The organism is Janthinobacterium sp. P210006 (assembly GCF_036231885.1).
Lineage (GTDB): Bacteria > Pseudomonadota > Gammaproteobacteria > Burkholderiales > Burkholderiaceae_D > Janthinobacterium > Janthinobacterium violaceinigrum.
Window position 1 is genome coordinate 614,074 of the sequence record NZ_JAZARD010000004.1, and the last position, 21,582, is coordinate 635,655.

23 protein-coding genes are annotated in these 21,582 nt (G+C 61.3%); 11 read left to right on the forward strand and 12 right to left on the reverse strand.

Annotation, left to right across the window (positions count from 1 at the left end):
• Positions 1–6: 6 nt before the first annotated feature.
• Complete coding sequence (locus VPH41_RS22545; RefSeq protein WP_328571555.1) at positions 7–1,167, reverse strand: fumarylacetoacetate hydrolase family protein; 1,161 nt, start codon at positions 1,165–1,167, stop codon at positions 7–9.
• 27 nt (positions 1,168–1,194) lie between these two features.
• On the opposite strand from VPH41_RS22545, the gene VPH41_RS22550 reads away from it, so the two are divergent.
• The 4 genes from VPH41_RS22550 to mmsB all read left to right on the forward strand — a co-directional run bounded on the left by VPH41_RS22550 (position 1,195) and on the right by mmsB (position 5,485).
• A complete protein-coding gene (locus VPH41_RS22550; RefSeq protein ID WP_328571556.1) occupies positions 1,195–1,548 on the forward strand; it encodes a hypothetical protein in 354 nt (117 codons plus the stop codon).
• A 50-nt stretch (positions 1,549–1,598) separates the two neighbouring features.
• Complete coding sequence (chvE, locus tag VPH41_RS22555; RefSeq protein WP_442906310.1) at positions 1,599–2,621, forward strand: multiple monosaccharide ABC transporter substrate-binding protein; 1,023 nt, start codon at positions 1,599–1,601, stop codon at positions 2,619–2,621.
• Between the two features lie 115 nt (positions 2,622–2,736).
• Positions 2,737–4,278 carry a multiple monosaccharide ABC transporter ATP-binding protein gene (gene mmsA, locus VPH41_RS22560; protein ID WP_328571558.1) on the forward strand — a complete coding sequence of 514 codons (1,542 nt, stop codon included), beginning with the start codon at positions 2,737–2,739 and terminating at the stop codon, positions 4,276–4,278.
• Positions 4,268–5,485 carry a multiple monosaccharide ABC transporter permease gene (gene mmsB / locus VPH41_RS22565; RefSeq protein WP_152283862.1) on the forward strand — a complete coding sequence of 406 codons (1,218 nt, stop codon included), beginning with the start codon at positions 4,268–4,270 and terminating at the stop codon, positions 5,483–5,485. Before mmsA ends, mmsB begins: the two co-directional genes overlap by 11 nt.
• Positions 5,486–5,548: 63 nt before the next feature.
• Here mmsB and VPH41_RS22570 read toward each other — a convergent pair whose 3' ends face one another.
• Together VPH41_RS22570 and VPH41_RS22575 are read right to left on the reverse strand one after the other, a co-directional pair.
• Positions 5,549–7,180 carry an NAD(P)-binding protein gene (locus VPH41_RS22570; RefSeq protein WP_328571559.1) on the reverse strand — a complete coding sequence of 544 codons (1,632 nt, stop codon included), beginning with the start codon at positions 7,178–7,180 and terminating at the stop codon, positions 5,549–5,551.
• Positions 7,180–8,691: a polyamine aminopropyltransferase gene (locus tag VPH41_RS22575; protein ID WP_328571560.1), complete on the reverse strand. Its 1,512-nt coding sequence runs from the start codon at positions 8,689–8,691 to the stop codon at positions 7,180–7,182. The genes VPH41_RS22570 and VPH41_RS22575 overlap by 1 nt, the downstream gene beginning before the upstream one ends.
• A gap of 60 nt (positions 8,692–8,751) precedes the next feature.
• Here VPH41_RS22575 and VPH41_RS22580 point away from each other — a divergent pair, with 60 nt between their 5' ends.
• The 7 genes from VPH41_RS22580 to rsgA all read left to right on the forward strand — a co-directional run bounded on the left by VPH41_RS22580 (position 8,752) and on the right by rsgA (position 14,185).
• Complete coding sequence (locus tag VPH41_RS22580; RefSeq protein ID WP_152283859.1) at positions 8,752–9,138, forward strand: DUF350 domain-containing protein; 387 nt, start codon at positions 8,752–8,754, stop codon at positions 9,136–9,138.
• Between the two features lie 31 nt (positions 9,139–9,169).
• The gene (locus tag VPH41_RS22585; protein ID WP_328571561.1) at positions 9,170–10,210 is read left to right on the forward strand and encodes an SPFH domain-containing protein; all 1,041 of its coding nucleotides are present in this window, start codon (positions 9,170–9,172) and stop codon (positions 10,208–10,210) included.
• A gap of 10 nt (positions 10,211–10,220) precedes the next feature.
• Complete coding sequence (locus VPH41_RS22590; RefSeq protein WP_328571562.1) at positions 10,221–11,684, forward strand: DUF4178 domain-containing protein; 1,464 nt, start codon at positions 10,221–10,223, stop codon at positions 11,682–11,684.
• Entirely contained in the window at positions 11,681–11,851 is a 171-nt protein-coding gene (locus VPH41_RS22595; protein ID WP_157814714.1) for a hypothetical protein, read from the forward strand. The genes VPH41_RS22590 and VPH41_RS22595 overlap by 4 nt, the downstream gene beginning before the upstream one ends.
• Positions 11,852–11,853: 2 nt before the next feature.
• Positions 11,854–12,225, forward strand: a complete 372-nt coding sequence (gene speD / locus VPH41_RS22600; protein WP_328571563.1) for an adenosylmethionine decarboxylase — start codon at positions 11,854–11,856, stop codon at positions 12,223–12,225.
• A 65-nt stretch (positions 12,226–12,290) separates the two neighbouring features.
• Positions 12,291–12,845, forward strand: coding sequence for a hypothetical protein (locus tag VPH41_RS22605; protein WP_152257821.1), 555 nt, complete (start codon positions 12,291–12,293; stop codon positions 12,843–12,845).
• Positions 12,846–13,120: 275 nt separating this feature from the next.
• Positions 13,121–14,185 carry a ribosome small subunit-dependent GTPase A gene (gene rsgA, locus VPH41_RS22610; protein ID WP_328571564.1) on the forward strand — a complete coding sequence of 355 codons (1,065 nt, stop codon included), beginning with the start codon at positions 13,121–13,123 and terminating at the stop codon, positions 14,183–14,185.
• Between the two features lie 57 nt (positions 14,186–14,242).
• On the opposite strand, the gene VPH41_RS22615 is transcribed toward rsgA, so the two are convergent.
• The 9 genes from VPH41_RS22615 to VPH41_RS22655 form a co-directional block, all read right to left on the reverse strand.
• Positions 14,243–14,662 (reverse strand): F0F1 ATP synthase subunit epsilon, encoded by a 420-nt coding sequence (locus VPH41_RS22615; RefSeq protein ID WP_077398374.1) that lies wholly within the window; start codon positions 14,660–14,662, stop codon positions 14,243–14,245.
• Positions 14,663–14,724: 62 nt separating this feature from the next.
• Positions 14,725–16,125, reverse strand: coding sequence for a F0F1 ATP synthase subunit beta (atpD, locus tag VPH41_RS22620; RefSeq protein ID WP_034752705.1), 1,401 nt, complete (start codon positions 16,123–16,125; stop codon positions 14,725–14,727).
• A 29-nt stretch (positions 16,126–16,154) separates the two neighbouring features.
• Positions 16,155–17,030: a F0F1 ATP synthase subunit gamma gene (gene atpG, locus VPH41_RS22625; protein WP_034783836.1), complete on the reverse strand. Its 876-nt coding sequence runs from the start codon at positions 17,028–17,030 to the stop codon at positions 16,155–16,157.
• Between the two features lie 63 nt (positions 17,031–17,093).
• Positions 17,094–18,635: a F0F1 ATP synthase subunit alpha gene (gene atpA, locus VPH41_RS22630; protein ID WP_077398373.1), complete on the reverse strand. Its 1,542-nt coding sequence runs from the start codon at positions 18,633–18,635 to the stop codon at positions 17,094–17,096.
• A 78-nt stretch (positions 18,636–18,713) separates the two neighbouring features.
• Entirely contained in the window at positions 18,714–19,259 is a 546-nt protein-coding gene (locus VPH41_RS22635; RefSeq protein ID WP_034783838.1) for a F0F1 ATP synthase subunit delta, read from the reverse strand.
• Between the two features lie 2 nt (positions 19,260–19,261).
• The gene (locus VPH41_RS22640) at positions 19,262–19,732 is read right to left on the reverse strand and encodes a F0F1 ATP synthase subunit B (RefSeq protein ID WP_034752697.1); all 471 of its coding nucleotides are present in this window, start codon (positions 19,730–19,732) and stop codon (positions 19,262–19,264) included.
• A 43-nt stretch (positions 19,733–19,775) separates the two neighbouring features.
• The gene (atpE, locus tag VPH41_RS22645) at positions 19,776–20,054 is read right to left on the reverse strand and encodes a F0F1 ATP synthase subunit C (RefSeq protein ID WP_034752695.1); all 279 of its coding nucleotides are present in this window, start codon (positions 20,052–20,054) and stop codon (positions 19,776–19,778) included.
• A 59-nt stretch (positions 20,055–20,113) separates the two neighbouring features.
• Entirely contained in the window at positions 20,114–20,923 is an 810-nt protein-coding gene (gene atpB / locus VPH41_RS22650; protein ID WP_046681851.1) for a F0F1 ATP synthase subunit A, read from the reverse strand.
• A 51-nt stretch (positions 20,924–20,974) separates the two neighbouring features.
• Positions 20,975–21,343, reverse strand: coding sequence for an ATP synthase subunit I (locus VPH41_RS22655; RefSeq protein WP_328571565.1), 369 nt, complete (start codon positions 21,341–21,343; stop codon positions 20,975–20,977).
• Positions 21,344–21,582: the final 239 nt, after the last annotated feature.

The window sequence follows — 21,582 nt, forward strand, 5'->3', positions numbered from 1 at the left end:
GGGAAATCAGATCAGGCCGCGCTGCGCCAGGCTCCGGTACAGCGCGCGCACGCCAAACGTCCAGGGAGGAATCGCATCGCAGCGCTGCACTTCGTTGACCAGCGCGCCCAGCGCGGTGCTGGCGATGGTGACCCGGTCGCCCAGGTGGTGGCTGAAGCCGCCGCCCTGCGCGGCGCGGTCCTTCACGGGCGAGAACATCGTGCCGAGGAAAAGCATGAAGCCATCCGGATACTGGTGGTACTGCCCCGCCGTCTGGCGCACCAGGTCCAGCGGGTCGCGGCTGATCTCGCGCATGAAGCTGGCGCCTTCGAGCACGAAGCCGTCGTCCGCGCCTTCGATCAGCAGCGACACTTCCGCCTGGCGCACGGTATCGAGCGTAAAACCGTCGTCGAACAGTCGGATGAAGGGGCCGATGGCGCAGGAAGCGTTGTTGTCCTTGGCCTTGCCCAGCAAGAGGGCGCTGCGCCCTTCGATATCGCGCAGGTTGACGTCGTTGCCCAAGGTCGCCCCCAGCACCTGGCCGCGGCTGTTGACGGCCAGGACGATTTCCGGCTCCGGGTTGTTCCAGGCCGACGACGGCAGCAAGCCCACCTGCGCGCCGCAGCCAACGGAAGACATGGGCTGCGCCTTGGTAAACACTTCCGCATCGGGGCCGATCCCCACTTCCATGTATTGCGACCAGGCGCCGCGCTGCTGCAACTGCTGTTTCAGCCGCTGCGCCGCGTCCGAGCCGGGCTGCAAGGCCGACAGGTCGCTGCCCAGGGTGGCTTGCAGCGCAGCGCGCAGGCTGGCCGCGCGTGCCGCGTCGCCGCCCGCCTGTTCCTCGATCACCCGTTCCAGCAGGCTGACGGCAAACGTCACGCCGCAGGCCTTGACGGCTTGCAGGTCGCACGGCGCCAGCAGCAGCGGCTGATCGGCTGGCGCGGCCAGGGCTTGCGCCATCAGCGCCTGCACGGGGCCGAGCGCAATACCGGGCGCATGGCGGGCGATATCGAGCGCGTCGCTGCGCTCGAACAGTTCCGCCACCGTCGCTGCCGTCTGCGTGATGTCGACCGCTTCGCCGCCGCGCACGGCGACGACGCAGGGACCGTCACGCCAGATGCGGCCGACGAGGGTGGCCTGCGCCAGATCGGCGGGCAACAGGGAGGCGGGAGAAATCGGCTGCATGGCAAGCTTTCAAAAGAGCGTGGCGGGATGGCTGGTCTTCAAGTCCGGACCGATTCTGCGCGCCGGCCTGTGTCGCCGCAATTACGAAAATCACCAAATTGGATGATGATTATTGGTATTGCAGCGCACCAAAAAAAGCCGCCGCACGGCCTGCATTCCTGCCCTGCCCGCACGGCTGGAAGGGGCCGCATGGCGCATTGCATCAATCTGCTGATCGATACCGTTTTGGATATCGCCGATGTGAAAAAAGTGATTGGTGGGGGATGGATGGACAAACTAGTATCAGCCGTGGCCTGCAATTGGCCATCCGCACGGAGCCCGCCCACTGGGACGACGGCCCTGGCACATTCAACTATCGAAGACGGTGGAGACCTGAAATGAAAACAACAATGAAAATGCTGACCGCGAGCCTGGCGCTGGCCATCTCCGGCATGGCCGTAATACCCGTGACAAGCGCCGCCGACAAGGGCGCCATCGGCATCTCGATGCCGACCAAATCGTCCATGCGCTGGATCGCCGACGGCGACAACATGGTCAAGGTATTCAAGGAGCGCGGCTACAAGACGGACCTGCAGTTTGCCGACGACGATATCCCGAACCAGCTGGCGCAGGTGGAAAACATGATCACCAAGGGCGCCAAGGTGCTGGTGATTGCCGCCATCGACGGCACCACCCTGTCGAACGTGCTGCAAAAAGCGGCCGACAAGGGCATCAAGGTCATCTCGTATGACCGTTTGATCCGTGGCACGAAGAACATCGATTACTACGCCACCTTCGACAACTTCCAGGTCGGCGTGCTGCAGGCGGGCTATATCGAATCGGCGCTGAAACTCAAGGAAGGCAAGGGCCCGTTCAATATCGAGCTGTTCGGCGGCTCGGCCGACGACAACAACGCGCACTTCTTCTACAACGGCGCGCTGTCGGTCCTGAAACCGTACATCGACAGCGGCAAGCTGGTGGTGCGCTCGAAGCAGATGGGCATGGAAAAGGTCGCCACCCTGCGCTGGGACGGCGCCGTGGCGCAGGCGCGCATGGACAACCTGCTCAGCGCCTATTACGGCAATGCGAGAGTCGACGCGGTGCTGTCGCCGTATGACGGCTTGAGCATCGGCATCCTGTCCTCGCTCAAGGGCGTCGGCTACGGCACGCCGAAACAGCCGTTCCCCGTCGTGACGGGCCAGGATGCGGAAATCCCGTCGGTGAAATCGATCATCCGCGGCGAACAGGCATCGACCGTGTTCAAGGACACGCGCGAGCTGGCCAAGGTGACGGCAAATATGGTCGACGCCATGATGTCGGGCAAGGTCCCGACCGTCAACGACACGAAGACCTATAACAACGGCATCAAGGTGGTGCCGTCCTACCTGCTCAAACCCGTCACCGTCGACAAGACGAACTGGAAGCAGGTGCTCGTCACCGGCAGCGGCTACTACACGGAAGCGCAAGTGAAATAAGCGGCCACGCTACTGAAGGCCCGGCCATGCCGGGCCTTTCGCTTCATGCACTATCCAGAACAAGACTGCCGCACGACCGAAGCCAAGCAGCATGCGGTCGTGCCAGAGAGGTTATATGACGAACACTATCCTGGAAATGCGCGGGATACGCAAAACATTCCCGGGCGTCGTTGCGCTCGACAATGTCAACCTGCGGGTACGCAGCGGCGAGATCCACGCCATCGTCGGCGAAAACGGCGCCGGCAAATCGACCCTGATGAAAGTGCTGAGCGGCGTGTACGGCCATGGCAGCTACACGGGCGACATCGACTACCTGGGTCAGACGCGGCACTTCCGCGGCATCAAGGACAGCGAAGAAATCGGCATCATCATCATCCACCAGGAACTGGCGCTGGTGCCGCTGCTGTCGATCGCCGAGAATATCTTCCTCGGCAACGAACCGGCCCATATGGGTGTCATCGACTGGGAATACGCGCAAGCGAAGACGCGCGAGCTGCTGCAAAAGGTGGGCCTCAAGGAGTCGCCCGACACCCTGATCACCAACCTGGGCGTGGGCAAGCAGCAGCTGATCGAAATCGCCAAGGCGCTGTGCAAGGACGTCAAGCTGCTGATCCTCGACGAGCCGACGGCCAGCCTGAACGAGAGCGACAGCGCAGCCCTGCTCGATTTGCTGCTGGACCTGAAACGCCAGGGTATCGCCTCGATCCTGATCTCGCACAAGCTCAATGAAATCTCCAGGGTCGCCGATGCCATCACGGTGCTGCGCGACGGGAACACGGTCGACAGCTTCGACTGCCGCGTGAAGCCCGTCAGCGAAGACCGCATCATCGAAAAAATGGTCGGGCGCGAGATGGCGGACCGCTATCCGCCGCGCACGCCCACCATCGGCGAGACCATCTTCGAGGTGCGCGACTGGCGCGTGTTCCACCCCGAGCATGCCGAGCGTCCCGTCATCAAGGGCATCAACATGCACGCCAAAAAGGGCGAGATCATCGGCATCGCCGGCTTGATGGGCTCCGGACGCACGGAACTGGCGATGAGCATTTTCGGACGCGCCTACGGCCAGCGCATCAGCGGCACGGTGCTCAAGAATGGCCAGGAAATCGACGTCAGCACCATCGGCAAGGCGATCGGCCACGGCCTCGCGTATGTCACGGAAGACCGCAAGGGCCTGGGCCTGATCCTCGAGGAAGACATCAAGAAAAACACCAGCCTGGCCAACCTCGATGCGGTATCGACCCGCACGGTCATCGACGAGGCGCGCGAATTCGGCGTGGCCGACGAATTCCGCCGCAAGCTCAAGATCCGCTGCTCGAGCATCCTGCAAAAAGTGGTCAACCTGTCCGGCGGCAACCAGCAGAAAGTGGTGCTGGCGAAGTGGCTGTTTTCGCGCCCCGACATCCTGATCCTCGATGAACCGAGCCGCGGCATCGACGTCGGCGCCAAATACGAAATCTACAGCATCATCAGCGAGCTGGCCGCCGAAGGCAAATGCATCATCATGATTTCCTCGGAAATGCCGGAATTGCTGGGCATGTGCGACCGGATCTATGTCATGAACGAAGGCCGCTTCGCGGCAGAACTGAGCGCAGCAGAAGCGTCGCAGGAACGCATCATGCGCGCGATCGTTACACACGGAGAAAACAATGGACAATAAACTGACAGCGGGGACGGCGGCAGGCGCCGCCCCCAGCACGGCGCCAGCCGCCAAGAGCTATGCCGGCTTCCTGAAAAACAATATGCGCGACTACGGCATGCTGCTCTCCCTGATCGTCATCATGGGCTTTTTCCAGTACATGACCGACGGCACCCTGATGCAGCCGCTGAACCTGACCAACTTGGTGCTGCAAAACAGCTATATCGTCATCATGGCGCTGGGCATGCTGATGGTCATCGTGGCCGGCCATATCGATTTGTCCGTCGGCTCGGTGGTCGGCTTCGTGGGCGCGCTGGCGGCCGTCCTGATCGTCAATTACCACATGCATTTTGTCGCCGCCAGCATCCTCTGCCTGCTGGCCGGCGCCGTGATCGGCGGCGCGCAAGGGTATTTCGTCGCTTTTTTCAAGATCCCGTCCTTCATCGTCACCCTGGCCGGCATGCTGGTCTTCAAGGGCCTGACCCTGGCGCTGCTGGCGGGCCAGTCGGTCGGCCCGTTCCCGGAAGGCTTCCAGATGCTCAGCTCGGGCTTCCTGCCCGACCCGTTCGGCGGCGAAAACCTGCGCGGCCTGTCGCTGCTGCTGGGCGTGATCGCCGCCGCCGCGCTGATCGTCACCTCGCTGCGCAGCCGCGCCAAGCAGATGAAGCACGGCATGGAAAACGAGCCGCGCGCCTTCTTCCTGCTGAAAAACGCCATCTTCGCCGCCGTGATGGTGTATTTCAGCTATCTGCTGGCGTCGTACCGCGGCTTTCCCAACGTGCTGGCCGTGATGTCGCTGCTCATCGTCGCCTACACCTTTGTTACCAACCGCACCGTGATGGGGCGCCGCGTGTATGCCGTGGGCGGCAACGAGAAGGCGGCGCGCCTGTCCGGCATCAAGACGGAACGGGTCAGCTTCTACACCTTCGTCAACATGGGCATGCTGGCCGCGCTGGCCGGCCTGATCTTCGCCGCGCGCCTGAACACGGCCACGCCGAAAGCGGGCACGGGATTCGAGCTGGACGTGATCGCCGCCTGCTTCATCGGCGGCGCCTCGGCCTCGGGCGGCGTGGGCAAGGTGATGGGGGCCGTCATCGGCGCCTTCATCATGGGCGTGATGAACAACGGCATGTCCATCATGGGCATCGGCATCGATTACCAGCAGGTGATCAAGGGCCTGGTGCTGCTGGCGGCCGTGTTCATCGACGTCATTAATAAAAATAAATGAGAAGAACAAGGAAGCACAGGTTCGAGCCTTAGGGGGCTCTGGCCGGCGTTCGCGCCGGCCTTTTTATTTAGCCGCCAGGCGCGCCGCCCGGTCTCCCCACCACGCCGCTTCCTCGAACACGGAAAAGCCCGACAGATCCGCATGCGCGAACAGGATCGCGCCATCGTGCTCGCGCAGCGCCTTCAAGCCCGCATTGCTGCGAAAGCCGGGCAAGGGCGCGGCCATGGCGTGGCCGCGCACGGTGATGTCGACCCGTTCCACGCAGCGGGCAAAATCGCGTCCATACGCCGTTTCCAGGTCGACGCTGGCCAGCGCCAGCAATTCTTCGGGCGTGGCCACATCTAACCACTTGCGCGCCTCCTGCGGCGTGCGGTCGGACAGGGCCACATAGGCGCTGAAGACGGTTTTCTCGGGCGGGCGCACGCGGATGTCCTGGTGCGTGGAGACGACATAGCCGAGGCCCGGCTCCTGGTACACCACGTTGTCCCAGCACAGGGGCGCATGCGGCAGTTCGTCGGGAAAACGCTTGAGCAGGAAATTGGCCACCAGCCACGGCGCATACGCGGGCGTATCGCGCTTGAGGTCGTAGCCATAGCTGGCGATGTCGCTGACCACGCGCGCCGCCACATACAAGGGCATGGCGCAGATGGCCTTGCGCGCCTTGACCAGGTAGGTGCGCGGCTGGCCATCGACCAGTTCCAGGCACAGCGCTTCCACGCCCTGCGCCGTCGTCTGCACGGAAACCACCGTGCCGCTCCTGCGCCGCACGCCCGACGCCTGCTCCATGGCCGTGGCCACGGGCTGCATGCCGCCCGGCCAGGTCAGCCAGGCACCATTGCCCGCATTTGCCGCCTGGCCCCAGCGGCTGCAGTAGTAGTGCAGGCCGGCCCAGGCCGAAACCTGGTCGTAGCGCGTGCCGTAGTCGTCGCGGCAGCAGTAGTTCAGGTACCAGTGCAGGGTGAGCGAGGTATAGCCTTCGCGCTCCATCCATTGTTTCAGGGTGATGCTGTCGAGCGCCTGCCAGGCCGGATCCTGCGACGATGCCACGGTCGGGAACACGAAGACGCGCTTGCCGTCGTTGCCATGCGCCTGGCGCAGGCGCTGCACCTCGGCAAAGAAGCGTTCATGCTGCGCCAGTTCCGCCGGCGGCACGCCTTCCGTGGGGATGAAGCCATCCTGCCAGTGGCCGTTGAACAGCAGCCGCTCCTCGGGCGCGTGCAGGATGAAACGCTCGTCGTAATACGGTTTTTCGGCCTGCGGATCGCGCTGGATAATCCCCAGGTCGAACAGGATCTCGCGCACATGGGTCGATTCGGGCGAAGGCAGCGGCAGATAGTGGCCGCCCGTCGGATAGGCGAGCTCGCCGAAGTGGCCGCCGGCCGCGTTGCCATACGGCTGCGGCCCATCGATCATGAGGAAATCCTGGTGACCCAGTTTATTCAAGCGCCAGGCGGCAGTCAGCCCGGCGATGCCGGAGCCGAGAATGGCCACGTCGGTAGTGACGGTCTCGCCCGGTGGCGGCAGCGCCGTGCGCTCGCGCAGCAGCTTGCGCAAATAATGCCCCTCGCTGCGGCCCGGGTACAGCACCTTCGGCGTGATCTCCTGCCAGCGCAGGTACGCGGCGATGCTGCCGATGCCGGCCGCCGCCGCCGCGGTGCCGCCGGCGGCCCACAGCATGAAGGAACGGCGCTGCATCAGCGGATCACCTGGCGCCAGTCCTGCTCGAATTCATGCACGAGCGACTGCGTATTGAGACGGTTCGGTGCCATGGGCAGCGGCTGCATGTCGGGCGGGAAGATGAACATCTCGCGCGTGGTGTCCGCATTCAGGTAGCGCATGGGCAGGCGGTAGGTTTTCGGCGGCACGTAATCGAGCTGGGGCGAGGCCAGGATAAACCCCCATTCGCCGAACGACGGCACGTAGGCGTGATACGGCCAGGTGCGCATGCCCACTTCGCGCAGGGTGGCATTGATGGTCCAGTAGGCGTGCGGGGCAAAAAAGGGCGAGGTCGATTGCACCACCATCAGGCCCTTGGCCGCCAGGTGCTTTTTCACCAGGTCGTAGAACGGCACGGAATACAGTTTACCGAGCGCGAAGCTGGATGGATCGGGGAAATCGACGATGGCCGCGTCATACATGTCGCCGTTGTTGCGCAGCCAGACGGCGGCATCGGCATTGACGACGGTGACGCGCTTGTCCGAAAACGAGCCGTGATTGAGCCTTGCCAGTTCCGGGCGCGTGGTAAACGCGGCCGTCATGGCCGGGTCGAGGTCGACCACGGTGACGTGTTCGATCTGGGGATAACGCAGGATTTCGCGCAGCGCCAGGCCATCGCCGCCGCCCAGCACCAGCACGCGGCGCGCCCACGGCAGCGCTTCGAGCACGGGGTGCACCAGCGCCTCGTGGTAGCGGTATTCGTCGCGCGAGGAAAACTGCAGGTTGCCGTTGATGTACAGGCGCGTATCGTCCTTCCAGCGCGTGATCACCAGGCGCTGGTAGGGCGTGGTGGTGGAATACACGATCTCGTCGCCGAACAGGCCGTGCTCGCCCCAGGCCACCATGCGGTCGGACAGGGCAAAGCCGGCGACCAGCAACAGCATCACGGCGCAGGCGCGCAGGAAGCGCCCCGTGAGGTTCTTCAGCTCCGTGCGGAACACCCAGATCGTCCACAGGCCCACGCCCACGTTGAGCATGCCGAACAGGAAGCCCGTGCGCACCAGCCCCAGGTACGGCGACAGCACCAGCGGGAACAGCAGCGAGACGGCCAGCGCGCCCAGGTAATCGAAGGTCAGCACGCGGCTGACCAGCTCGGAAAATTCCGTCTGGCGCGAATTCAGGGCGCGCATCACCAGCGGCACTTCCATGCCGACCAGTGCGCCGATCAGGAACACCATCACATACAATAAGGTGCGGAAAGGCGCGGCCATCCACGAAAAGGTCATGAACAGGATGGCGGCCGACAGGCCGCCGATCAGGCCCACGGCCAGTTCGATGTCGACAAAGCGCGAGAGCACGTCGTCATCGTGCACATATTTTGAAAAGTGAGCGCCCACACCCATGGCAAACAGGTAGCAGCCGATGATGGTGGAAAACTGCAGGATGGAGTCGCCGAGCAGGTAGCTGGACATGGCGCCGGCGATCAGCTCATACGCGAGGCCGCAGGAAGCGACCACGAAGACGGACAAAATCAGAATCTTTTTGTTCATGGGACTTTTTTTTGTTCTAATATGCGTTGACGTTATCAAATACTCATTGCGAGGAAAGCCGTGCCCGCCATCCTAAACTATCTGATCCATCTTATACTGGCCGCCGGGCTGCTGATTGTATTTTTTATCATCTATACGCGCGTCACGCCGTATGACGAGGTGCTGCTGATCCGCCAGGGCAACCACGCGGCCGCGCTGTCGCTGGGCGGCGCCCTGCTGGGCTTTTCCGCCACCATCGCCTCCTCGCTGATGCACACGGCCGACTACCAGCAGTTCTTCGCCTGGGCCTTCGGCGCCATGGTGGTACAGCTGCTTGTGTACCTGGTGACCACGCGCCTGCTGCGCATGTCGAAGGACCAGATCGAATCGAACAACAGCGCCTTCGGCGGCCTGCTGGGCGCCATCTCGCTGTCGATCGGCGCCATCAACGCCGCCTGCATTTCCTGACACCGCTTCATCTTCTTCAAGGACATCCATCATGAGCCTCGGCAGCTTTATCAAGAAACAGTTTATCGACGTACTGCAATGGAACGAAGAGACGGACGGCGTGCTGGCCTGGCGCTTTCCCATGCAGGATTTCGAGATCCAGAACGGCGCCATCCTCAATGTGCGCGAATCGCAGGTGGCCGTCTTCGTCAATGAAGGCAAGATCGCCGACGTTTTCGGTCCCGGCACGCACAAGCTGACCACACAGACCTTGCCGCTGCTGACCAACCTGAAAAACTGGGACAAGCTGTTCGATTCGCCGTTCAAGTCGGACGTGTATTACTTCAGCACCCGCGTGCAGACGGGCCGCAAATGGGGCACGCCGCAGCCGATCACCATCCGCGACAAGGATTTCGACATGATCCGCGTGCGCGCCTTCGGCATGTACTCGTACCGCATCGCCGACGCCCGCACCTTCTTCACCGAGATCAGCGGCACGCGCGAAGTCTATACGCGCGACGAAGTGGAAGACCAGCTGCGCGGCATCCTGATGTCGAGCATGGCCAGCTCGCTGGGCGGCGCGAACGTGCCCTTCCTCGACATGGCCGCCAACCAGGCGCTGATGGCGCAGGAAGTCAAGGATGGCCTGGCGCAGGCGTTTGCCCGCTATGGCGTGGGCCTCGATGAATTCAATGTGGCCAGCATCAGCCTGCCCGAGGAATTGCAGGCGGCGCTCGACGAGCGCATCTCGGCCGGCATGAAGGGCGGCCTGGGCGCCGACAAGATGAGCGGCTACACGAAATTCCAGGTGGCCAATGCGATCCCGCTGGCGGCGCAGAACGAAGGCGGCATGGCCGGCATCGGCGCCGGTCTCGGTGCCGGGCTGTCGATCGGCCAGGTGATGGCGCAGAGCATGGGGGGCGCATTGCAGCAGCCCGCCCCGGCACCCGTTCCGGCGGCGCCGCCCGCCCCCGCGGAAGAACCGGTCGAGGCGCGCCTGGAAAAGCTCAAGGGCCTGCTCGACAAGGGTCTCATTTCGCCGGCCGACTACGACGGCGCCAAGGCTGAACTGCTGAAAAAACTGATCGGCTAAGCGCGACTGCATGCAAACTGTTTCCTGTCCCAGCTGCGGCGCGGAAGTCCGCTTCCGCTCGCACGCTTCCGTGCTCGCCGTGTGCGAGTACTGCCACAGCACCATCCTCAAGGACGCCGATTCCGTCAGGGACGTGGGCAAGATGTCGGCCGTCCTGGAAGACTATTCGCCGATCCAGATCGGCACGGCCGGCGTGCACGACGGCGTCCACTTCACCGTCGTCGGGCGCATCCAGCAGCGCTACAGCGCCGGCACGTGGAATGAATGGTATCTGCTGTTCGACGACGCCAGCACGGCCTGGCTGGGCGACTCGTCCGGCCTGTACACCCTGACGCGCGAACGCGCGACGCAAGACACCCTGCCCGCCTTTGGCGAGCTGGCGCCGGGCCGCCGCTACACGATCTGCGGCGAGCCGTACACGGCGGCCGAGATCCGCAACGCCGAATGCATCGCCGGCCAGGGGGAATTGCCGTTCAAGGTGGGCGCCGGCTGGCGCATCCAGGTGGCGGACTTCCGCAACTACGCCAGCTTTGTCACGCTCGACTACACGGACGGCCCGCAGCCCGTCGTCTACCAGGGCGTGGCCGTCACCCTCGATGGCTTGCAGTGCCAGCTGCTGCGCGACGACGATGCCATCGCCAGGAGCGCCGGCAAGTACCGCGGCAAGCTCGATGCGCTCGACTGCCCGTCCTGCGGCAGCGGCATCCAGTACGTGCCTGGGGCAGCGGCGCAGCTGGTGTGCCCTGCCTGCCACGCGCAGCTCGACGCCAGCGGCCCGGAAGCGCAGGTGCTGGCCATCGGCAAGCAGGTGCACGACAACGCCGACATCACGCTGGAACTGGGCGCCAGCGCAAAGATCAGCAATGCCGACTATACGGTGATCGGCATGATGCGCCGCGCCGACGACGAAGGCAGCGAGTGGAATGAATACCTGCTGTACAACGCGCGCGCCGGCTTCTTCTGGCTGGTGGAAACGGACGATGGCTGGTCGCGCTCCAACGTGCTGCCGAACTGGCCCACCTGGCCGTCCATGGAGGCGGAGCGCTGCACGCTCGATGGCGCCACCTATGCCAAGCTGTATGACTACGGCTCGCAGGTCGTGTATGCGGCGGGCGCCTTCAACTGGAAGGTGGCCGTGGGCGACAGCACGCGCGTGTTTGAATTCGAGCAGGGGCAAACCAAGCTGGCGGCGGAGATCACGGGCGAGGAAATGACCTGGTCGCGCTCCATCCCCGTCGCCTACGACCAGATGGCCGCCTGGTTCGGCGCCGCCTTCCACGGCGGCGCCAAGGCGCAGCATATCCAGCTGAGCCATCGCGGCATCGCCAAGGTCTTCATCGTCATCGTGCTGGTGCTCAATGCAATCCCGATGTTCGTCTCGTTCTCCAGCACCCTGATGTGGAGTTTGCTGGGCTGCCTGGCGCTGTTCCTGCCGGCCGTTTTTCTCGACAAGAATGCAAAGAATCCCCCATGAGTAAATATGTGATCTATGCCTTGATGGTGACGTTTTCCGTCACGGCCGCCAACTGGGTGCGCATGTTCAAGGTCGCCGGCAGCAGCAGCGGCAGCAGCTGGAGTTCGCGCACGGGCAGCGGCGGCGGCAGCTATGGCGGCGGTTCCAGCGGCGGCAGCCACAAATAGGCATGGCAGCCACACCGCATCTGCCGCTGGGCACGCATCTGCTGGCCGACCTGTCGGGCATCGCGCCGGAACGCCTGCGCGACTGCGCGGCGCTCGAACGCCTGCTGCGCGCAGCGGCCACCACGGCCGGCGCCCAGGTGCTGCACAGCCATTTCCACAGCTTTGGCGCGGGCCAGGGCGTCACGGGCGTGGTGCTGCTGGCCGAATCGCACATTTCCATCCACACCTGGCCCGAATGCAGCTTTGCCGCCGTCGATATCTTCATGTGCGGCGCGGCCCGGCCGCAACTGGCCCTGGACGTCCTCAAGGATGCGCTGCAGGCGGCGCACTGCCAGCTGCAGTCGGTGCGGCGCGCGCCGCCCGGGCACGCCTAGCATCGCTGGTGGATCGCGTGGCGATCGCTTACACTGTCGGCTCGTTCCCCCAACCACTGCCTGCCATGCGCCGTTCCGCCCTGTCCCTGCTGCCACTGTTACTGCTCGTCACCGCCTGCGATGACTACACGGCGCCCAGCCTGTACCAGGCCACCACGCCGGAGTGCAAGACGTGGACGGAAGGCTCGCGTTTCGAGCTGCCGCGCGGCATCAGCATCTATGCCACGCCGCCCGTCACGCTGAAGGATGGCGGCACGGAACTGGCGCTGATTTTTACCTTGCCGGTCGGTACGCAAGCCAGTTTTACGCGCCTTTCCTTTTTGCTGGAAGAACCAAAGAAACCGCCCTTCGCCGCAGCCAAGATACTCACCATTTATCAGCGCGGCATGAACCAGAAGGCGGAAATCGTCGACGTCATCGAACAGCTGCCCATCATGTTTGCCGCCGTGGGCAGCAGCAAGGAAACCCAGTGGCGCTTGCGGCTGCAGCTGCCGCGCCAGCTGCCGCAGCGTTTCGATCTGTCCATGCCCGACATGCTCGTCGGCGGCAAGCGCTACCCCGTGCGCACGTTTACCTACCGCTATTTCCCCGAGCGCAGCGCCTACGGCATGTGCAGCTGAACCACGCCATCCATTGACGGCGGCGCACGCCGCTGGCACACTGGCGTTTTCCATCACACAACAGGAGTAGACAACATGCGCCATTCGGATACTGCCGTGCTGTCGGCTGCCTGATCACTGTCTTTCCCGGCTCATACCTTTAGCCTGCAATTGCCCATACGCGTGATCGCGTAGCCGACTTCCCTTTCTTTCGTGCCAGTCATCGCGACTGGCGGTGCCTGCACGCGCAGGCGACATGTCCGCACGCGGACGACAGAATTTGGAATCACGCTACCATGATCGCACTCGATTTTGCGCAACTACGCCCCATCGGACTGCAGCAGGCCATCGCCAGCGCAGCCGCCCAACTCGAACTCCCTTCCCCCGCAGCTCAGCTGCTGCGCGTGAGCGCCGTGCACCGCGACAGCATCATCGTGCATGACGGCTTGCGGGAAAGCCCGGCGCAGATGCTGCCGCAGCTGCTGCACGCACTGCTGGAACAGGAGCAGCTCCTCACGGTCGGCGACTGGGTCGCCGCCGAAGCCGACGCGCACGGCACGCTGTGGATAACGGCGCGCTTATCCCCGGTCACGCAGATCGCCCGGCGCGGCAATGACGGCCGGCGCCAGGTCCTCGCCAGCAATGTCGATACGGCCCTGCTGGTGATGGGCATGGATGGGGATTTCAACGCGCGCCGCCTGGAACGCTATCTGGCCATTGTGCTGGCGGCGCACGTGACGCCCGTGGTGGTGCTCAGCAAGGCTGACGTGGCCGACGACGTGGCAGGCAAGCTGGCGCAGCTGAAACAGCGCCTGCCGCCCCACGTGCCCCTGTTTGCCGTCGATACGCGCCATGCGTACGACGTGGCCATCCTGGAACCGTGGCTGGGTGCGGGCCAGACCCTGGTGCTGCTCGGTTCTTCCGGCGCCGGCAAGTCCAGCCTGACCAATACGCTGTGCGCAGCCGGACAGGCCACCAACGGCGTGCGCCATGGCGACGGCCGCGGCCGGCATACGACGACGGCCCGCTCGCTGCACCTGTGTGCCAGCGGCGCCTGCATCATCGACACGCCGGGCTTGCGCAGCTGGCGGGCCGATGCCGATGCGGACACCCTGGCGGCCACGTTCGACGATATCGCGCAGCTGGCGTCCACCTGCCAGTTCCGCGACTGCCGGCACGCCAGCGAACCCGGTTGCGCCGTGCGCGGCGCCGTCGACGGGGACCGCCTGCGCAATTTTCACAAGCTGCTGCGCGACGCGCGCCGTATCGACGAGACGCCGCTCGAGCGCATCGCCGCGCGCGCCAAGTGGAAGACGATCTTGAAGGCGGGACTGGAACGGGGAAAAGACAAACGCCGTTAATTTTTGCTGAAAAAAAAGGCAGCCCGAAGGCTGCCTTTCTTGCTGCTGGCTCGCTGATTACAGCTTGCGCAGCTTCTGGATCGCTGCCAGCTGCGCAATCGCGCTGGCCAGCTCGGCTTGCGCTTGCGCGTAGTCGATGCCCGAATCCTTGTTGTGGATATTTTCTTCCGCCAACTTCTTCGCTTCCAGCGCTTTCGCTTCATCCAGGTCGTGACCGCGGATGGCGGTATCGGCCAGGACGGTCACGGTATCCGGTTGCACTTCCAGCAGGCCGCCGGCAACGAAGACGAACTCTTCTTCAGCCTGGCCGACTACCTTGATGCGGACCGCGCCCGGACGGATGCGGGTAATCAAAGGCGTGTGGCGTGGGTAGATACCCAGCTCGCCCTGCTCACCCGGCAACGCGACGAATTCTGCTTCGCCTGAAAAAATCAGTTCTTCAGCGGAAACCACGTCAACGTGAATTGTGTGTGCCATGTGTGTCCTATCGGGTTGAAGAACCCCGCCGTGTAACGGGCGGGGTTAGGCCCAGACTTAACTTAGTTAAGTTTCTTGGCTTTTTCGATTGCTTCTTCGATCGTGCCGACCATGTAGAACGCTTGTTCCGGCAGGTGATCGAGTTCGCCCGAAGCGATCATTTTGAAGCCCTTGATCGTGTCTTTGAGCGAAACGTATTTACCAGGTGCGCCGGTAAAGACTTCAGCGACGTGGAAAGGCTGCGACAGGAAACGCTGCATCTTACGTGCGCGGGCGACCAGCAGTTTGTCTTCCGGTGCCAGTTCGTCCATACCCAGAATCGCGATAATGTCGCGCAATTCCTTGTAGCGCTGCAGGGTCGTTTGCACGGCACGCGCGGTGTCGTAGTGCTCTTGACCGACGATCAACGGATCGAGCTGACGCGAGGTCGAATCCAGTGGGTCCACGGCTGGGTAGATACCCAGGGAAGCGATGTCACGCGACAGCGCAACGGTCGAATCCAAGTGAGCAAACGTGGTAGCAGGCGACGGATCGGTGTAATCATCGGCTGGAACGTAGACGGCCTGGATCGAGGTGATCGAACCGGTCTTGGTCGACGTGATACGCTCTTGCAGACGGCCCATTTCTTCAGCCAGGGTCGGTTGGTAACCCACAGCCGACGGCATACGGCCCAGCAGTGCCGATACTTCGGTACCGGCCAGCGTGAAGCGGTAGATGTTGTCGACGAAGAACAGAACGTCCTTGCCTTCATCACGGAACGATTCAGCGATCGTCAGGCCGGTCAGCGCAACGCGCAGACGGTTACCTGGCGGTTCATTCATCTGACCGTAAACCATCGCGACTTTGGAGTTCTCCGGGTTTTCCAGATCGACCACTTTCGCGTCAGCCATCTCGTGGTAGAAGTCGTTACCTTCACGGGTACGCTCACCGACGCCGGCAAACACGGACACGCCGCTGTGTGCCTTGGCGATGTTGTTAATCAGTTCCATCATGTTCACGGTCTTGCCTACGCCAGCGCCGCCGAACAGACCCACTTTACCGCCTTTTGCAAACGGGCAAACCAGATCGATCACCTTGATGCCGGTTTCCAGCAGTTCTTGCGATGGCGACAGTTCGTCGTATGCAGGAGCGGTGCGGTGGATCGACGCGATCTGCTCGTGCGACACAGGGCCGCATTCGTCGATCGGGTTGCCCAGCACGTCCATGATGCGACCCAGGGTTGCTTTACCGACTGGCACCATGATAGGTTTGCCGGTGTTCTGGATCATCATGCCGCGACGCAGGCCATCGGACGAGCCGAGTGCAATGGTACGGACAATGCCGTCGCCCAACTGCTGTTGTACTTCCAGGGTCAGTTCCGAGCCTGCCATCTTCAAGGCATCAAATACCTTAGGCATCGCGTTGCGGGGAAACTCAACGTCCACCACAGCGCCGATACACTGAACGATTTTGCCATCAGCCATGTTCGTTCCTTCAATATAGTTAAATTCGTTTAAACCGCAGCCGCACCGGCGACGATTTCGGAGAGTTCTTTGGTAATCGCAGCTTGGCGGGTCTTGTTGTAGATCAGCTTCAATTCGCCGATCACACTACCCGCGTTGTCGCTTGCAGCTTTCATCGCGACCATCCGTGCCGATTGCTCGGACGCCAGATTCTCCGCGACTGCCTGGTACACCAGCGCTTCTACATAGCGCTCCAGCAATTCGTCGATCACGCTTTGCGCATCCGGCTCGTAGATGTAATCCCACGAGTGGGCACCCTTGTCGGCGACCATCTTGTCGGCCGTCAGGGGCAGCAATTGCTCCACGACTGGTTCCTGCTTCATCGTGTTGATGAATTTGGTGTAGCACAGGTACACTGCATCGATCTTGCCTGCCTGGAACTCTTCGAGCATGACCTTGACAGGTCCGATCAGTTTGTCCAGGTGGGGCGTATCACCGGTTTGAATGGCGTGCGCAATGATCTTGACGCCGATGCGATTCAAAAAACCCAAACCCTTGTTACCGATGGCAACTGCTTCAACCCGGTTGCCAGCTGCTTCCAGCTCGCGCGACTTCGACGTCACCTGGCGCAGGATGTTGGTGTTCATGCCGCCGCACAGACCCTTGTCGGTCGTGACAACGATGAAACCCACTGCCTTCGCTTGCGTACCCTGGGCAGCTGCCAGGAACGGGTGCGTGTATTCCGGATTGGCGGTCGCCAGATTGGCGGCGATATTCCGAATCTTGTCACTGTAGGGACGGGCGGCCCGCATCCGGTCTTGCGCCTTGCGCATTTTGGACGCGGCGACCATTTCCATCGCCTTGGTGATCTTCTTCGTATTCTCTACGCTCTTGATCTTGCCTCGTATCTCTTTGCTTGATGCCATGAGTCCTTACTCCTTCTGCGCGTAGGGCGGCGCCTCACTCAAAGGTGGGCGCCGCCTGGCCGCTTAATATGCGCCGGATTTCTTGAAATCAGCAATGGCCGCCGACAGAGTTGCTTCGCTGTCTTTGTCGAGTTGCTTGGTTTCTTCGATCTTGGCCAGCAGAGCAGCTTGCTTGGTCTTCATGTAAGCGTGGACACCAGCTTCGAACGACAGCACTTGCTTGACTGGCACGTCGTCCATGAAGCCTTTGTTCACCGAGAACAGCGATACGGCCATCAGCGAGATCGACAGTGGCGAGTACTGGGCTTGCTTGAGCAATTCCGTTACGCGCGCGCCGCGGTCCAGCTGCTTGCGGGTCGATTCGTCCAGGTCCGATGCGAACTGCGCAAACGCGGCCAGTTCACGATACTGCGCCAAGTCGGTACGGATACCGCCGGACAGGTTTTTGATGACCTTGGTCTGGGCGGCGCCACCGACGCGCGATACGGAAATACCGGCGTTAATTGCAGGACGGATACCGGCGTTGAACAGCGAGGTTTCCAGGAAGATCTGACCGTCGGTAATCGAAATCACGTTGGTTGGAACGAATGCGGACACGTCGCCAGCTTGCGTTTCAATGATCGGCAGTGCCGTCAGGGAACCGGTCTTGCCTTTGACGGCGCCGTCGGTGAACTTCTCGACGTAGTCGGCGTTCACGCGTGCTGCGCGTTCCAGCAGGCGGCTGTGCAGGTAGAACACGTCGCCTGGGTACGCTTCGCGACCTGGTGGACGGCGCAGCAGCAGCGAGATTTGACGGTATGCAACAGCTTGTTTGGACAGATCATCGTAGACGATCAGTGCATCTTCACCGCGGTCACGGAAGTATTCGCCCATGGCGCAACCGGAGTACGGCGAGATGTATTGCATGGCGGCCGATTCCGAAGCGGAAGCGGCGACAACGATGGTGTATTCCATCGCGCCGTGCTGTTCCAGCGAGCGCACGATGTTCTTGATCGACGAGGCTTTTTGGCCAATCGCGACGTAGATACATTTCATGCCCTGGCCTTTTTGATTGATGATCGCATCAATCGCCACAGCCGACTTGCCGGTTTGACGGTCGCCGATGATCAGTTCGCGCTGGCCGCGGCCAACTGGAACCATCGCATCGATCGACTTCAGGCCGGTTTGCATCGGTTGCGACACGGACTCGCGGGCGATCACGCCCGGGGCGATTTTTTCAATCGCGGCCGTCAGTTTGGTGTCGATGGCGCCTTTGCCGTCGATCGGCTGACCCAGCGCGTTCACAACGCGGCCGAGCAGCTCAGGACCGACTGGCACTTCCAGAATGCGGCCGGTGCATTTCACCGTGTCGCCTTCGGAGATGTGCTCGTAGGCACCCAGAATCACGGAACCGACGGAGTCGCGTTCCAGATTCATTGCCAGGCCAAACGTGTTGCCTGGGAATTCCAGCATCTCGCCTTGCATCACGTCCGACAAACCGTGGATGCGGCAGATACCGTCGGCGACGGAAATAACCGTGCCTTGATTACGCACTTCAGCGCCGCCGTCAAGACCTTGGATCCGGCTCTTGATCAACTCGCTGATTTCAGATGGGTTGAGTTGCATACTAACTCCTAAAAGTGTTTCTCTCAGCTTGCGCGAGGGGTAAGGGTCTGTCTAAGCTGGCCTGCCGAAGCGCGTGTCTTACGACACCAGTGCAGCGTGCAGTTGCTGCAGCTTGGCGCGCACCGAGGTGTCGAGCACTTGGTCGCCAACAACCACGCGCACGCCGCCGAGCAGCGATGGATCCACTGTGACGGCAGGGTTGAGCTTACGACTGAATTTCTTTTCCAGCGTTGCGACCAGCTCGGCCGTTTGGCCTTCGCTCAGATCGAAAGCGCTCGTGATCTCGGCGTCAGCCGCACCTTCCAGACCGTTTTTCAACGTATGGAATTGCGCGCCGATTTCCGGCAGCAGGCTGATGCGGCCATTTTCGATCAACATCGTGACGAAGTTTTTCACTTCCTCATTGAGCGGCGATTTCAACAACGACAGGATGGTGGCGGCGACGTCGCTTTCCGAAACTTTCGGATTGCGCGCGTACGCCTGTACCTCGGGGTGGCTACCGATCTGTGCCAGTTCGGACACCAGTTCGGACCACGCCGCGAGGTTGCTTGACTCCTTACCAGCTTGGGCTACGCGGAACAAAGCTTCCGCGTAGGGACGGGCGACGGTTGCGAGTTCTGCCATGATTACAGCTCGACAGCAAGACGCTGCAACATTTCGGCGTGAGCCGTAGCGTTTACTTCACGCTTCAAGATCTGCTCGGCACCCTTGACAGCCAGGTCAGCCACCTGAGCGCGCAATTGTTCGCGTGCTTTCGACAGTTGCTGTTCTGCGTCCGACTGGGCTTGCGCAATGATACGCGCAGCTTCAGCTTGTGCATTTTGCTTGATCTCTTCAGCAACCAGCTGCGCGCGCTTTTCAGCGTCCGCAACGCGTTGCGACGCTTCTTCACGTGCACTGTTCAATGCCTCTTGCGCACGCTTTTCAGCGACAGCCATCGAAGCCTGACCTTGATCGGCCGCAGCCAATCCATCCGCGATTCGTTTGGCACGCTCATCCAGCGCGTTGTTCAGCGCTGGAAATACGAACTTCATCGAGAACCAGACCAACACCGCGAAGGTGATCATCTGGCCGATGAGCGACATATTGATGTCCATACCTTTGCTCCTAACTAAAAGTTTCTCCTAGGGTTGGAGCGAATTACTGAGCAACAGCCGTCAGAGCGGACAGGAACGGGTTAGCGAACGTGTACAGCAGAGCAACACCAACGCCGATCATCGAAATAGCATCCAGCAGACCAGCGATAACGAACAGTTTGGTTTGCAGTTGTGGCATCAGTTCTGGTTGACGTGCCGAAGCTTCCAGGAATTTGCCACCCAGGATAGCGAAGCCCAGAGCGGTGCCGATTGCGGCCAGGCCGATGATGATTGCTGCTGCCAGAACGGTCATGCTTTGTACTTGTGCGATCAGAGCTTGCATAAAATTCTCCTAAATTTAAAAACGAAAGATACTAAAAAAACAAAATATAAAGTTAATGATTAATGTTTCTCAACCGCGAGGCTCAGATACACAACCGTCAACGCCATAAACACAAAAGCTTGCAAAGTTACAATCAAGATATGGAAAATTGCCCATGGACCACCCAACGCCCACTGTGCCCACCAAGGCAACAACGCGATCAAGATGAAAATCAGTTCGCCGGCATACATATTGCCGAACAGTCGCAGCGACAGGGAGATCAGTTTGGCAACCAACTCAACCATTTGCAGCAGGAAATTGACAGGCGCCAGGGCGATCGTGCCGATCAGGCCGCTCGCATGGAACGGTGCCGTGAACAGTTCCTTGATCCAGCCGCCCAGGCCCTTGGCCTTGATCGAGAACGCGATCACGCACAGCACGACCGACAGCGACATGGCGAAGGTGTGGTTGACGTCGGCGGTCGGCACGGCGCGCAGTTTATGCACGCCAAACCAGCTCAGAATCTTCGGCAACAGGTCAACCGGCAGGAAGTCCATCGCGTTGAGCAGCCAGACCCACACAAAAATTGTGATGGCCAGCGGTGCGATGACCTTGCTTTTCGCGTGGAAGGCCCCATTAATAGTGTCATTGACGATTTCCATGACCATTTCGACGAAGTTTTGCAACTTGCCAGGGACACCAGCCGTCGCGCGGCGCGACGCCATATAGAAAACAGCCAGGAAAACAAAGCCCAGAATGGCCGAAATCCAGAACGTATCCAGATTGATCATGCCGTCGGCACTTCTCAGGTGGGCCAGATGGTGACTGATGTATTCTGTGGCGTTGGCCGGGGCAGCATGGCCCGCTTCAATAGCGTGTTCTGTGGTCATAATGAATTTAGATTTGTCGTTTCAGAGCACAACCGGCCCCAAAACCAATGATTAAACAGCGAGCAATGAAAACCAGTATGCTAAGGTTGCCACCGCGAAACCCAAGATCAGCCATAACCAGGCGGCCGACTGAAACAACACCAGTGCCAATATAAACAGCACCGCTGTGATAAATATTTTCACCACTTCTGCGCGCAAATGCGCCCGGAATGCCTTATTGGCGTCGCTAGAACCGCGAACCACCAACAGGGCATACACCAGGCTACCGATGACTGCGATAGCGCCGCCGTATGCGGCGGACCAGCCTCTGACACTGCCGCCAAAAAACAGGGTGACGGTGGCAAAACTGATAGCGATTGCTAGCTGCAATGCAACTACTTTGTAGACGGGTTTGGCAATACTTTGTTTTGAATCACTCAATTGCCAGGTTCCCAGAAAAATCTACACACGCAAAGACACGGGATTATAGTTGGCTTTGATCTATAGAGTCAAACGTTGCTGCACCGCAGCAGGGCAATTGCTGCGTGAAACTGACGCTTTACCGACTATTCGCCGCCTTTTGCACCACTATATGGCAAAGTCGCTTGTCTGGCCGCTTCCAGCCGTGTTATCAAGGAATTATGCACTGCGCCTGGAAAGCGTTGACAGCTTGTCCAGAG

Excerpts from the sequence above, each read along its gene's own strand:
- atpE (WP_034752695.1), bottom strand. The coding sequence starts at position 20,054 with ATGCAAGCTCTGATCGCACAAGTACAAAGCATGACCGTTCTGGCAGCA.
- VPH41_RS22605 (WP_152257821.1), top strand. The coding sequence starts at position 12,291 with ATGCGCCGTTCCGCCCTGTCCCTGCTGCCACTGTTACTGCTCGTCACC.
- chvE (WP_442906310.1), top strand. The coding sequence starts at position 1,599 with ATGGCCGTAATACCCGTGACAAGCGCCGCCGACAAGGGCGCCATCGGC.
- VPH41_RS22595 (WP_157814714.1), top strand. The coding sequence starts at position 11,681 with ATGAGTAAATATGTGATCTATGCCTTGATGGTGACGTTTTCCGTCACG.
- VPH41_RS22635 (WP_034783838.1), bottom strand. The coding sequence starts at position 19,259 with ATGGCAGAACTCGCAACCGTCGCCCGTCCCTACGCGGAAGCTTTGTTC.
- atpB (WP_046681851.1), bottom strand. The coding sequence starts at position 20,923 with ATGACCACAGAACACGCTATTGAAGCGGGCCATGCTGCCCCGGCCAAC.
- rsgA (WP_328571564.1), top strand. The coding sequence starts at position 13,121 with ATGATCGCACTCGATTTTGCGCAACTACGCCCCATCGGACTGCAGCAG.
- atpA (WP_077398373.1), bottom strand. The coding sequence starts at position 18,635 with ATGCAACTCAACCCATCTGAAATCAGCGAGTTGATCAAGAGCCGGATC.
- VPH41_RS22570 (WP_328571559.1), bottom strand. The coding sequence starts at position 7,180 with ATGCAGCGCCGTTCCTTCATGCTGTGGGCCGCCGGCGGCACCGCGGCG.
- VPH41_RS22615 (WP_077398374.1), bottom strand. The coding sequence starts at position 14,662 with ATGGCACACACAATTCACGTTGACGTGGTTTCCGCTGAAGAACTGATT.
- VPH41_RS22550 (WP_328571556.1), top strand. The coding sequence starts at position 1,195 with ATGGCTGGTCTTCAAGTCCGGACCGATTCTGCGCGCCGGCCTGTGTCG.
- speD (WP_328571563.1), top strand. The coding sequence starts at position 11,854 with ATGGCAGCCACACCGCATCTGCCGCTGGGCACGCATCTGCTGGCCGAC.
- VPH41_RS22585 (WP_328571561.1), top strand. The coding sequence starts at position 9,170 with ATGAGCCTCGGCAGCTTTATCAAGAAACAGTTTATCGACGTACTGCAA.
- VPH41_RS22545 (WP_328571555.1), bottom strand. The coding sequence starts at position 1,167 with ATGCAGCCGATTTCTCCCGCCTCCCTGTTGCCCGCCGATCTGGCGCAG.
- VPH41_RS22575 (WP_328571560.1), bottom strand. The coding sequence starts at position 8,691 with ATGAACAAAAAGATTCTGATTTTGTCCGTCTTCGTGGTCGCTTCCTGC.
- atpD (WP_034752705.1), bottom strand. The coding sequence starts at position 16,125 with ATGGCTGATGGCAAAATCGTTCAGTGTATCGGCGCTGTGGTGGACGTT.
- atpG (WP_034783836.1), bottom strand. The coding sequence starts at position 17,030 with ATGGCATCAAGCAAAGAGATACGAGGCAAGATCAAGAGCGTAGAGAAT.
- mmsB (WP_152283862.1), top strand. The coding sequence starts at position 4,268 with ATGGACAATAAACTGACAGCGGGGACGGCGGCAGGCGCCGCCCCCAGC.
- mmsA (WP_328571558.1), top strand. The coding sequence starts at position 2,737 with ATGACGAACACTATCCTGGAAATGCGCGGGATACGCAAAACATTCCCG.
- VPH41_RS22590 (WP_328571562.1), top strand. The coding sequence starts at position 10,221 with ATGCAAACTGTTTCCTGTCCCAGCTGCGGCGCGGAAGTCCGCTTCCGC.
- VPH41_RS22640 (WP_034752697.1), bottom strand. The coding sequence starts at position 19,732 with ATGGACATCAATATGTCGCTCATCGGCCAGATGATCACCTTCGCGGTG.